8 protein-coding genes are annotated in these 12,889 nt (G+C 58.1%); 3 read left to right on the forward strand and 5 right to left on the reverse strand.

The annotated features are described in order from the left end of the window. Positions 1-25: 25 nt before the first annotated feature. From AB7813_RS30470 to AB7813_RS30485, 4 genes are all read right to left on the reverse strand, one after another. Positions 26-1,690, reverse strand: coding sequence for a hypothetical protein (locus AB7813_RS30470; protein WP_441228935.1), 1,665 nt, complete (start codon positions 1,688-1,690; stop codon positions 26-28). Positions 1,691-1,805: 115 nt separating this feature from the next. Further along, the gene (locus AB7813_RS30475; protein ID WP_439066310.1) at positions 1,806-2,645 is read right to left on the reverse strand and encodes an FkbM family methyltransferase; all 840 of its coding nucleotides are present in this window, start codon (positions 2,643-2,645) and stop codon (positions 1,806-1,808) included. 337 nt (positions 2,646-2,982) lie between these two features. Then, a complete protein-coding gene (locus AB7813_RS30480; protein WP_439066311.1) occupies positions 2,983-4,050 on the reverse strand; it encodes a methyltransferase domain-containing protein in 1,068 nt (355 codons plus the stop codon). Positions 4,051-4,243: 193 nt separating this feature from the next. Beyond that, positions 4,244-5,371, reverse strand: coding sequence for a class I SAM-dependent methyltransferase (locus AB7813_RS30485; RefSeq protein ID WP_441228936.1), 1,128 nt, complete (start codon positions 5,369-5,371; stop codon positions 4,244-4,246). A 105-nt stretch (positions 5,372-5,476) separates the two neighbouring features. Between AB7813_RS30485 and AB7813_RS30490 the strand changes: the two genes are divergently transcribed. The 3 genes from AB7813_RS30490 to AB7813_RS30500 all read left to right on the forward strand — a co-directional run bounded on the left by AB7813_RS30490 (position 5,477) and on the right by AB7813_RS30500 (position 8,832). Then, the gene (locus tag AB7813_RS30490) at positions 5,477-6,214 is read left to right on the forward strand and encodes a class I SAM-dependent methyltransferase (protein WP_439066313.1); all 738 of its coding nucleotides are present in this window, start codon (positions 5,477-5,479) and stop codon (positions 6,212-6,214) included. Between the two features lie 85 nt (positions 6,215-6,299). Beyond that, complete coding sequence (locus AB7813_RS30495; protein WP_441228937.1) at positions 6,300-7,022, forward strand: class I SAM-dependent methyltransferase; 723 nt, start codon at positions 6,300-6,302, stop codon at positions 7,020-7,022. A gap of 361 nt (positions 7,023-7,383) precedes the next feature. Continuing rightward, positions 7,384-8,832 carry a class I SAM-dependent methyltransferase gene (locus AB7813_RS30500; protein WP_441228938.1) on the forward strand — a complete coding sequence of 483 codons (1,449 nt, stop codon included), beginning with the start codon at positions 7,384-7,386 and terminating at the stop codon, positions 8,830-8,832. Here the strand turns inward: AB7813_RS30500 and asnB are convergent. Then, positions 8,811-12,740 (reverse strand): asparagine synthase (glutamine-hydrolyzing), encoded by a 3,930-nt coding sequence (gene asnB, locus AB7813_RS30505; RefSeq protein WP_441228939.1) that lies wholly within the window; start codon positions 12,738-12,740, stop codon positions 8,811-8,813. The two genes, AB7813_RS30500 and asnB, sit on opposite strands and share 22 nt — an antisense overlap. Between the last annotated feature and the right edge of the window lie 149 nt (positions 12,741-12,889).

A 12,889-nucleotide genomic window follows, 5' to 3' on the forward strand; every position in this document is an offset into this window, starting at 1 on the left:
TCATGCGTCTTGAGCGACCAGCCTGCTATCGCGGCTCCGCGCTTTCGATAACCCTTACGGGTTGGCCAGGCTTTTTCCAGCCGGGCTCGGTGAATTTGAACAGCCACGCTGATACGTCAGATCGTTCCATGATGTCGAGCGGCCCGATATAGACCTGCGTCATTTGTGACGCCGGGAAGATCTGTGCCGTCCAGAAGAACGAGAATGGCGCTTGAGCGATCGTTGGGGCGACGAACTTTCCCCATTCGTTCTCAAGTGTCGTCAGGCCGATCAACTTGGAAAATTCGGATGTCGTAAAATAGGGGGCATTCTTGGGCGCTGCAGCGCCATCCGGGATCACGACAAATCCGGTGATGGCGCGCGAGGAGAATGTGTCGGTCGGCTTGGTCGCCATGAAGACGTGTAGCAGGAACGGAGTGGCGATCAGAGCTGCCGCTGCCGCACTGAGCGCGGAGAGCGCATATTTCGGGTTGAGCGCTGCCGCACCCGAGCGGGGACTTGATCGCAGGCCCAATACGCAGAACAGCGCGATGAGCGGATGTGTCGCATACAACACGCGCCAGCCATCGGTCGCGAAAATGAAGCCGACTGAAATGGCGAGGCCGATGAACAGTAACGGCCAGAACAGCCGTTCGCTCCAGCGAGAACGCCAAAAGTGAACCGCCATGCCAGGCAGCAGCACAAGCATCGCAGTCTGTACCAGCCAAGGCGGGACAGGCGGGTTGTTCATGTAACCTGTCAGCATTTGGGTGGGACCCCAATTGATATAGCTGTAAAGGCCGAGCCACAGCTCATGGAACAGAACGCCTGGCTGCGCTTTGAACGTCTCCCAGGCCGTGGCGTAAAGCGCCGCGCCGAATGCAGTTGTGTCGCCGGGAGTGATGCCGCTGTTCGTGATTGCAGGAACGCAGCCTTGCCAGTTCGTGCCGGTGGTCAATCCGCACAACACGTAAGCGAAATTCCAGCCGGCTGACGTGCCTTTGGCGCCGTACAGGAGGCCGAGAAGCAGTGCGAGAAGGACCGGCACTGCACCGGCTGCGAGGACGATCGCTGCTCGTCGTTTCCATGAATTGCGGTCGGCGAATGCGACGAATGCCCAAGCCATCAAGGACGGCAGCACGAACAGCGCACCGTTTCTGGTCGTCAACGCTGCAGACATGCAAGCAACGCCCAAGGCGGCCGAGGAGAACTGCTCCTTTCTCAGCGCATCGGCGATAAAGGCCACACCGAGCATGGCCCACATGAGGCCTTGATTTTCGGTTGCGGCGGTTCCGAGAAAGGGCCGGATAAGAACGAGGGCGAGCCCGACGAAGGCAAGCGACGACCACGGCCCCAACCATCGATAGACGCTTCTCGCTGCGAGGAAGGTCGCCCCCGCCAGCAGAAGCGCCTGCACGATCATCGCCCTTGTGTAGGACAACCCTGCGAGGCCGTTGATGATGTCGCGCAGAGCTGCTGCCAATGGACGGTTACTAGAGAAAACCGACCATCGGCCTGAATAGCCGACGTCGAACGATCCAAGTTGATACGCACCGGCATCCGATTGCGGAACGCGTCCCGCGATCGCGAAGTAGTTCATGTCGCTCGAGCTTGCATAGCCGCTCCATACACCGAAGCGCAGCAGGAACAGGATTGCGCCCGCGATCAACGTGAAGCCGAGAAACGGCGAAATCTTCGCCCGCCTCGACAAGACTAGTGACCCGAGCCAGCCCAGGACAGAAGCGACCAACAATGTCTGGGGCAGATACGCGGTGAAGCTCGCTACAGATTGCATCGTCCAACTTCACCGGCTATGGGGATAGCTACTACGCGCGGGCAACGATGTTGATGCCTGCGCCTGTTCCAATCAGCTTCTTCAGCTCCGGTGCGGAAACGGGCAGGAGATTCAGCGTGCGCTCATCGTAGAATTTATAGCCGTGTGGTGCAAAGTAGGTCAGAAGTTCGTCGAGAGATGCTCCACGCTCGTCCAGACAGTAGGGCGCAATTTCCATGACGAATATCGGCTTCATCTCCTGCATGACCTGGGTCGCACCTCGGAGGACGTCGCACTCGTAGCCGTCGACGTCCATCTTGATCAGATGAACGGGGCGGTCGCTCTGTTCCTTGATAATGCTGTCCAGGCTGCGCGCAGCGGCTTCGGAAGTGCGCATTTCGCGGCCCAGATGTTGCGGATGCCGATCCGTCCCGCGCTCCAACGGCCAGCTCGAATAGATTGCAGTCGGGACCTGTGTGCTGTCATCTTTCGTCAGATAACAGTGATTGACCGTGATCCGCGGGGCCAATGATGGATTGAGGGCAACGTTGGCGCGCAACTTGCGAACCGCAAATTCGGTTGGCTCGAATGCGATGACTTTGCCGTTGGGGCCGACGAGCTGGGCGAGGCTGAGCGTGTGGGCGCCGATATTCGCGCCAATGTCCAGGACAAGCGATCCGGGAACGACGAGGTTCCGCAACCGCGCTTTGGTCTGCCGCTCGTAGCTTCCTCCAAGATACAACGCGAAATCGATGCCCTGCGACAGATCCAGGTCGTAGACGATGCCATCCCGCGTGACAGTCTGGAGATCTGTTTTTCCAACGATTGAGCGGCCGGAATGGACTGCACGATACAATGCTCGAGCGATCGTTATTTTGTGCGCGGTCTTCATCCGAAAATCTCTGTTGGTACAAGCTGAGGTTAAACGCAGGTGTCGCCGCAGCAGGAGGCGTGATGTTTACCCCCTGCGATCGCTGTGCCAAGGCTCGAGCCAGTCGTTTTCTAAATCATCCCAGCTTTGCAATGAGCAATCAAACGAAACATTCTTATGCCTGAAAATGTCGTCCAAGCAAGTCTTGTTTCACTCTCGAAACCCTTGTGTGCAATGTCTGCGCGGAACTGCTCTGGCCTGCTCTCGGCAATGGGGAGCCACGCTGCGCAAGCATCGCGCCGGGTTGTCTGCAGTCGGACGCGAGAGGAAAACGGACGTCGAAGTTTGCGCGCTCAACTCAACATTTACACGTATAGAGCCGGCCGTTGGAGGTCGGGTCTGAGCCGTCGCTCGACGAGAAATACAGAGCATTTCCCCAATGCGAGTACGCGCCCTTGCCGACGGTCTTGATCGTCTCGTGAGATGAATGCGCAGGTCCGATTAGTTTACCATCTTCGAACAAGGCCAGACTGGAGGAAATAGGACTGGCGCTATCATCCCCGTGTGGAAAGGAGGCGGGCAGTGTGCAGCTCCACATCAAACCGCCGCTTGCCGTCAGCGAAGACAGCGAAAATTCCAGGGAGGTAGGAGACGGAAGTCGACGCCCGTCTTCCATTTCGAATGGACTAAACCACTCGATCCCATCGAGGGCTGGCGCAGTACCCGCGAATTTGCGGCTATAGAGACTTTGAACTGGGGTGGCTCTATCAAGAGAATCGTGTTTTTTGCGAGCGACGAACATGTGGAAAGCAATTCTGCTGTCCAGCATGCCCAGCAATCCCTCGCCGTATGATCCTGGAAGCGCCGGCTTGACCTGCCAGCGCTCGGCGGACGGACCCTGCGAGCCAAAGTGCAGCGACACCGAGTTCAGCAGATCGAACTTCGCTGCGGCATAATAGTCGAGCAGGAGGGTCGGGCTGAACTGATAGAAGCCATGGTCCACGCAGTTGTTCATGGGCAATATGTGAACCGCCAATCCGCCGGGCCGCAGCATTTGCGTGATGTTCGAAAGGGCATTCGGGACATGAAAGACATGTTCCAACGTGCCGCCATTGAGAACCACGCCAAATCGATCCTGCAAGTCGGAAGGCAGCTGTTCGCTGTTCAAATCGAACTCGACATCGGCTCCTTCATAATTGCTGACATCGATACTCAGCAGTTCGGTGAGGCCACACGTCTCGAAATAGTGATGAACATCCATTGGGCGCTCGGCGCGCATCCACAGTGTTCTTTCGCCTATCACCTTGAGAAAGGTCTTGTCGCCAAAACCGACATCCATGACGCCTAGCGTGCCGACGGGACCCTTGGCTCCCGCGGCTAGAAACCACTCGCGTAACAATACAGCGACGTTGAGAGCCAAACCCATGTCTTGTCACCGGCTGTTGGATAGGATTTTAATCTGTCGTTTCGCGATCCGGGAATATCACCTGCGGCTATTCCTTTTGCCGCGAGCCTGTGTCTGAAAAATCCAGCGTCCGCGCAATCTCGACCGGATGCGTCAGACTATTACGCTAAGACCAAGACCGGCCGGCGGCGCTAACCCCGCTTACGAGGGTGTATCACAATTTGCGAGCATGCACGGTCATGATGAAGCCGAGCATCAATCGATCCAGCACCTTGTCGAGATGTGGCGTGAGCCACACGTCGAAATCGTCCACTTTCTTCATGAACGCGCTGTCCTTGCCGCGGATCTGACGCGAGAATTCAGGCCAGCGCTCGACACTGCGATTCTGGGCCTGAATGTCGCCCATCGGCTCGCCAGCCAGGCGCTTGACGAGAAAATTCAGCCATCCGCGCGCCGAGCCGCCATAGACGTCCTGGCCGCATTCCCACGACTGGGCCGCGAAGCCTTCTTCGCGCAACATGCGATCCAGGGTCTTCTTCGTAAACATCGTGATGTGCCGCGGCACGTCGTCATGGTGCATGAACCTGGCCGGCAAACTGTTGTAATTCGGCACGAGCACGATCAGGGCCCCACCGGGCTTGAGGAGGCGGTTGACCGAACGAAGAATTTTCCGGGGATCGTAGACATGTTCGAATACAGCCCAGATCGTGATGACGTCGAATGATTGTTCCTTGAACGGCGCATCTGCGACGTCACCGTAAAAGATGTCCTGGTTGAAAAGATTGGGCGGACGGCTCGAGAACTCGACGCCGGACGTGTCCCAACCGAGGCCCTTCATATGGTAGATGAACTCGCCCCGATAGCAGCCGACATCCAGCAGCCGTCCGACCGGATACTTCTTGACGTGCGCGGCCATGCCGAGGATGCGATCTTTCACGCCCAGAAACGCGGCTTCCGGTGTCTCCTCGGCATTATAGAAGTCGTTGTTGTAATAGCGGTGGATATCGTTCTCGTCCGGACGCGGATTCACATAGACCAATCCGCAATTCGTGCACTTCACGACATTGAAGTCACGATCATCGACCAGGAATCGATAATCCTTGGTGCTGAAGAGGTGCTTGGTGGCCTTAGAGCCACAAAGATTGCAGGCAACGGTTTCAAGGCCTGGAGCCAGCATTATATTCCTCTTTCTCTCTGCATTTGGGTCAAAGGGGCGGCGCTCCAAATGCGCGCGGGCAACGGCCCTCGTAGCGATCTTGGGTCGCCTTCTTAGTTGCAGCCCCTTGAGATGTCTACTGTCCCTCATATCTCTGACTGCAAGTTCCCCGGCGCCGGCAGGCATTTGGGAGGCATTTGATTGGTTCTTGCCTTTGAGGGGTCTTCATTCTATCGAAAAAGCTAATCCGGCGTGTGAACGATTGCTGTTCAACCCTTGAAAGAATAGATTTTGGCCTTCCCGCAAACTGCTACCCCCCATGATTACCTCGCTTTTGATTCCGCTGCGGTGCGCCGTCGCAAGCCGATCGACCGTGCGGAGATCGACGCCTACCTGAAGAATATCGAGGCGCATCCGTATTATGCGAAGATGGCGACGGTAAAAGACATCTCCATGCTTCACGTGGATGTCCTGATGCTGTTGCGACTGTTTGCCAGGGCGACGTGTGGCGGCATTCTGGAGATTGGCCCCTATATTGGCGGCTCGTCGATCGGGATCGGATCCGGCGTGCGCGACGGCGGCGGGCGCCCCTATGCCAGCGTCGAGCATGGCGGTGTCGAGGAGGAGATCGGAGGCGCTTACCGCGATCATCCATTCTATCCGTCGTCCAATATCATCGAGGATCTGAAGAAAAATCTCGCTGCCGAGGGGCTTAGCGGCTTTGTCTCGATCTTTCAGGGCAAGTCGGATTCGCCCTCGGTTGTCAAAGAGGTTTTCGAACTGTTTCGCGAAAATCCCATCGAATTGCTCTTTATCGACGCGGACGGGGCGGTCGATCGCGATATGGAACTGTTCCGTTCGCTGCTCGCGAAAAATTGCCTGTTGGTCTTTGATGACTACACCGCACCGGGGGCGGAGCAGAAAGAGCAGCGTGTGCGTCGTGTCGTCGATGAAGAGGTCGCACGGGGACGACTTGAAAGCTACGGCGTCTATGGCTGGGGAACTTGGGTCGGACGTTACCGGGGCTAATAACAGCTATTCCATATGTCGTTGTGTCTCGGGCGTTTGGAAGCATTGTCTGCTAGAACACTGTCAGGATGAAGGGCCGCTCGGCATGGCAATTGGTAATTGGCGCGAATTCTACAGCACGTCGGATCGTGACGCGCGTATTTCACCGCGCCGCGTCTCTCGTGTATTCATCAATAACTATGCGAGCCACTGGACCGCGAGTGACAAATCCGCCCTGATCACCGAATGCAAGGGGTTCTCGATGCTGCATCAGGAGACGCTGATGCTGCTTTCCTACTTTGCAAAACGCGCGAACGGCGCCGTGCTTGAATTGGGAGCCTACCTCGGCGGATCGACGATTCCGATCGCAAAGGCTCTTCAAGAGACGGGCGGGGGGCTGCAGATTACTGTGGAGCCCGGCGGCAGTCATCCCAATCATCCCGATTACCCGACGACAGATATCCTGCGAGACCTAAAATCGAACATCAAAAAGTATGGCGTCGAGGGGATCGTGAATCTCATCGAGGGATATTCCGATGCCGATGATGTCGTTGAGAGGGTTGCCCGCGTGCTGGACGGCCGGAAGATAGACCTCCTGTTCATCGATTCAGATGGAAAGGTTGGCCGCGACATGGACATCTATCAAAAGTATCTGGCGCCAGGCTGCGTCATTGTTCTGGACGACTATATGACCGTTGCGGCGGATGCTGCCGATAAGGAAGTGGGCGTCCGTAGTTGGGTGGCATCAGCCGCCGACGCCGGGATCGTGACCGAACTCGGAGTCTATCCGTGGGGAACATGGTTTGGGCAATACACGGACGCGCCGTAAGGGGTTTTAGATACCGGCGCTCGAATCTCTGATCGCGACTACCATCTCTAGAATGATCGAACGTCATAGGTTCGGCCACGCAGCTTGCGTCGTGTGCCCGCATCCGATTAACCAAAGCTTGCAAGTAAGCCGAAACTTCTGCTGCTCGCGCTCCTTGCTTCAGGGGCGCTATTGCTCGCGGAGAGTCTGCTTGAGCTCGGCATAAAGGGACGCTGCTCGGTGAAAGACGGCAGCGCGTGGCCGAATAATTGAATGTCCGACATTCATCTTGTGGTATGCGCCGCCGCGTGCCAACAGTTGCCGGAAATCGGCTGGGTTGCCAAGATTGTGACCGTCGATTTAGACCTTATACGGGTGACGCATGAACATCGCAGACCAGCACAAAGCGGAAGTCGACGAGGGAAACCGCTTCGCATTCGGCAAGAATTGGGCGAACTTTCTTTCCGGTATTAACGAGGAAAGAATCGCGCTTGCGGTCAAGTCGCTGTCATCGTCCCTCGCTACCGATAGCCTGGTTGGGAAGACGTTCCTGGATGTTGGAAGCGGCAGTGGACTGTTCAGCCTGGCTGCCCGCCGCCTGGGCGCCCAGGTTTTCTCGTTCGATTACGATTCCGATTCCGTGCGATGTACGCGCGAGCTGCGCCGCCGCTATTTCCCGGATGACCTCGACTGGAACGTCGAACAAGGATCCGTGCTGGACAAGGATTATCTCGGCAAGCTCGGGACTTTCGATGTCGTCTACTCATGGGGGGTGCTCCACCACACGGGCAGCATGTGGGAGGCGTTGGCCAACGTAAAGCCGCTGGTTCCGGTCGGCGGGCAGTTGTTCATCGCGATCTACAACGATCAGGGCGAGATCACGGACAAGTGGGACACTGTGAAGCGGCGCTACAACGAGCTTCCAACGCCGCTGGCGTTCGTCTACGCGCTCTCGATCATCGGCAGGGAGGAATATCCTGCCGTCGTCAGCAATCTGCGCAACGGCACGTTCAATCAGTATGTGCGCTCGTGGCGGGACTATGCGAAGATTTCCACGCGCGGCATGAACCGCTGGTACGACTGGATCGACTGGATCGGCGGCCTGCCATATGAGCGCGCGACCATCGAGGAGATCGTCGATTTCTACAGTGTCGACGGGTTCAGGCTGACCAAGACGTTCGATTGCAGCGGCTATGGTTGCAACGAATTCGTTTTCAGCCGTGACGCATTGTCCGGCACGGTAATCGATACGCCGATTAAAGGCGCCAACACGTTCGGTCGACGGTTCGGCTATCGCGTCGTCGGTCCTTTCGCCGACGTAGAGAACGGGCTGTCGGTTTCGGTCAAGGCCCTGCCGCCGCTACAGGACGGGGAGAGCCATTTCCTGTTGTCGAACAGCCGGATCGTGTCCGAAACCAGACTGGACCAGCCCGGGATCTGTGTCTTTCCATCAGATCGTACACGCGCCGCTGACGTGGAGGGGAAGGCCAACTTCGTTGTGGCCGCCGAGACAATCGAACTGCACGGACCGTTCACGCGCACTTGGCGCCGTAACATGTGGCAGGCCGACATTCCGCATCTTGCGTCGCTTGCGGACTATCCGTTCGGTGGCGAACGGGTGTCGCCGGTATTCATTTTCGAGGATGGCCAGCAGCTGCCGACACCGCATTCAATGCATGCCGACATCGACGGACTCGGCAAGGGGCGCTTCGCGCATTGGGGAGAGCACATCTTCTTCTCCACCAGTGACAACAGCGACCCGAACACCAACGGACGCTCCTATCGGCTGCTTTTGACGCATGCCGGTCATCAGGCAAGCGCAGCTAAATAGCCCGCTGCAAGCTGAGACTTTGGGAATTTGGTGATTGTTGCAAGCCGGCCGGCCTCCCCCATGGCCTTGGCAAGCGACTTGTCTGCCAAGAGCTTGAGACAATCTACGGCTAGGCCCTCGACATCTCCTATCGGTCGTATGAACCCGGTTTTCCCGTGCTCGATAATATCGGGGACGGCACCTGCATCGGTGGCGACCACGGCAGTTCCAAGCGCTTGGGCTTCAACCACGACATTAGGCATTCCCTCCTTAGTGGAGGTCAATAGCAAGGTCGTTGCGAGCGTCATCAGGGCGTAGACGTCGTCGCGGCGCCCGAGCAGGCGGACGTGGTTTGCGAGACCGTAGTCCTGGATTTTCTGCTCCAGTTCTCTCCACAGCGGACCCATCCCGGCGATGAGAATTCTGACGTCGGGACAGTCCGCGACGATCCTCTTGCACACCTCGATGAAGGTAAGGGGATCTTTCTCGGCTGAAAAACGAAAAACGCCCAGCACAATCGGTGTTGATGCCTCCAGGCCCAGCGACGCGGCGGTGCATTGCAGCTGCTGGGCTGATGGCGTTTGAAGTGCCTCGACATCGACGGCGTTTGGAATGGTCGAGACGCGCGAGCGGTCGATACCGATCCAATCGGCATAGTCTTCGCCGGCGCCGGAGAAATTACTGGTGAATCGAACCGCACCTGATTCTGCGATGAGCTTGTAGCTCGGCAGGAACGTATGACCCTTGAGATATGGGAAGTTCGTCGGATTATAGTTGCGGAACGAGACGACAATCCGCTGGATCCCGAGAATGCGTCCGGCCACGGCAGCGACCACGTTGGGATGGTCCAGCTGGGCGAAGATCGCCTTTGGCTTTGCCATGGCGATTGCGCTCATCACTCTCAAGAGGCATTTCGCATCCCCCGTGAGATTGGCCTCGACGGCGTTGTGTAGATTGGGAACGTCTTGCAGTTCTTGCCAGAGTTGCTCGGCACTCAATTCGGCTGCATCGATCAACGCGATGCCGGATTGCTCCAGCATGGGGAGATAGTGACCGTTCGCGCCGTCGAGCGACTCGTAGGTGACGAAGGTGACCTTGTAGCGGAGCGCGGCGAGGGATTGCGCCAGATAGATCCACTGCCGCTCGGCCCCGCCGGGCGGCAGTGCGTGGGTGATGACGACGAGTGAATCGCCAGGTTGAAGATCGAAACCGTCGCCATCCGTCGGTTGAAAGATGTGCCGGAGCGCTTCTTTGGCCTCAGGTCGGCCGATGGGGGTCTCAACGCGCGCCGGCACCCAAGACAGGAATTTCGCGGATGCAGGCGAGATTTCGACGAGCCAATACGGACGCGTCAGTAGTCGCCGCTGGTCCGTTGACGACAGATAGAGCTTGGAGTTCAAGATCGAATACCGCCCGCCGCCGCGATCGGCGATCGTCGCATGAGAAAATTGGAGCGGCGGCAACTGCCGCGTGCCTTCGAACACCGCGTATTGGGCCGCCAACTCCATCCCGTCATTCACCGCAAGGCCGCGGATGCCGGCGACGACGTGTCGCTCACCTTCTTGATGTGAAAACGGCAGCGACTTTAGGCCGACGCGCGCCAATCGTCGATTGGCGACAGACGCAATCTTGTGGCGCCAGAGCCGTAGCAGCCCAAGCGCGCGCTTGCTTTTCGGTAGCTTCTTGAGATTGATTTCGTCGAATTCCTTGAGCGAATACGGAGTTCTGGCAATCAGTTTCCGGACGCCAAGATCAGCCAGGCGTGACAGCGCCGCATAGTCGAAATTCTCACGTTCTTCGATGTCAATGAAGAACAGCTGGCTGCCCGCAAGCGGTGCGAGTTTCGACCGCCCCTGATCGGTCAGCGCCTCCGTCCATTCAGGAAGCTGAATGGACGGAGCGGTGTCTTTGATCGGAGAGCTCTTAGGGTGCGCCAGGCTCTGAAAGCCAAACAGCGCCGCGAAGGCCTTTTGATTTTTGGTTGCAGGGACCGGCACGTCGAAAGGCACTGAGCTGCCATGTCGCGTCACGACCCAGGTATTGTCCTCTCCCTGATGCGCAAACATCGCGGTCCTAGCGGCTCGCTTGGCCGATGCCTGGGAAAGCCCTTCCAGAGCGGGCCATTTGACTGGATGTTTGCGGAGCCAGGATTCCAGCATCGCAGCTGCCCAGACTTGGTAGCTCGAAAAACCGGTCGCGGTCCGCTGCCTGCCGAGGAAGCGATTGATGCCTTGAGGCCCCAGTCCCTGTGCCAGCCGACTTTCATCTCCGCTCAGCATCGTGGACGCCACATCGAGAAGGCTCTTCTTGGCCCAGTCGGACATCGGCAATCCGAAGCCTTGCTTGGGCAGGTCGATCAGCTCGCGCGGGAGATATCGATACGCGATCTCCTTCAAGACCAGCTTCCCGCTACCATTCTGGGTCAGGACGTTCTCAGGCAGCCTTTCGGCGAAGCGCGCCAGTTCGACGTTCAGGAATGGCGTTCGAACCTCGAGCGAATGCTGCATGCTCATCCGGTCGACTTTCGGCAGCACCGCACCGGGCATGTAGTTGTCGACGTCGGTGCGGCGCATGGCGCTCAAAAGAGTGGGGGCACTGGCATTCACGTCGGCCCGCAAGGTCGCGAGATGGTCGGCAAAACCGACAGGCACAAAACCGAGCAGTTCCTCGACGCCGGCCTCGGCCGCGATCAGGATTCGGCCGCCGTAGTAATTGTCGCCGGGATGCCAGCCCGCTGTGCCGCGCTCCCTGTTGGCGCATTCCTCAAGCGTCGCAAAGTAGCGGCCATAGCCGCCGAACATCTCGTCGCCGCCATCGCCAGAGATTGCGACGGTGACGTGCTTGCGCGCAAATTGCGAGAGCAGGTAGGTGGGAAAACACGACGAGTCCGCATTGGGCTCGTCGAGAAATTCGCCGATCCGGTAGAGGAATTCCGCCCCCTTGGGGTCGATAAGCTCTTCGTGGTGTTCGGTGCCGAGGTGGGCCGCGAAGGCGCGTGCGATATTGTGTTCGCTCTCCTGGGCTCCGCTGAAGCCCATCGAATAGGTCTTCAGGTCACGGTTGAGCCGCCGTCGGATCAGCGCGCATGTGGTGGAGGAATCGACGCCGCCCGAGAGGAACGCGCCAAGCGGAACGTCGGCAATCAGCCGCCGCTCCAAACTCCGGACCAAAATGTCTTCGAGCTCGTCCGCGAGGTCGGCCATCGAGCGGCCGACAAACAGGTTCTTGCCCGGCTCAAAACGAAAATACCGATTGATCTCCGTCGTACCGTCCGCACGGACGCGCATCCAGTGCCCCGGAGGAAGCTTATGGACGTGCTGATAGATGGTACGCGGTGCGCCAATATACTGGAACGACAGTACTTCCGCGACGGCATCGACATTAACGGTCGGATCGAAGCCGGGAACACGCTCCATCGCTTGCAGTTCGGAGGCGAAGGCGAGGCCGCCGCCGGTGAGATGCATGTAGTAGAGCGGCTTTTCGCCGAACGGATCGCGCGCCAGAATGGTCTCGCCTGTCTGGGTATCGAAAGCCGCGAACGCGAACATCCCGTCGAGCCGCGGAAGCGCGTCGGCACCCCAGAGTGCGATGCCCTCAACAAGAACTTCGGTGTCGGTGCGACCGCGAATATTGACGCCGGCGCGTTCCAACTGCGGCTTCAATTCCTTGAAGTTGTAGATCTCGCCATTGAAGGTAATCCACCATCGCCCGTCGCCTGACGGGAACGGCTGCAATCCCGCAGGGGACGTGTCGATGATAGCGAGGCGCAATTGTCCGAGCACACAGCGACCGTCGGGATCCTGCCATACGCCGTCGCCATCGGGGCCGCGATGCTGCATCGACGGCAACATCGCTCTGACGGCTCTCTCGGCTGTTGGTCCGTCGAAAGGCTTTCGCCTCGGCATCAACAGTCCGGCAATCCCACACATATCCCGCTAGTTCCTTTTGGCAACATCGTCTAGTAGTGGTTTGTATATCTTAGATGACACCAGTAGAGAAGAACTTGCGCCTGACAGTTCCATTCATCTATGAAGACGGCTGCACTTTGAGTCTGACAAGGCGTGGTTCGCGCCTCGCA

This window comes from Tardiphaga sp. 20_F10_N6_6, from assembly GCF_052076045.1.
Taxonomy (GTDB): Bacteria; Pseudomonadota; Alphaproteobacteria; order Rhizobiales; family Xanthobacteraceae; genus Tardiphaga; species Tardiphaga robiniae.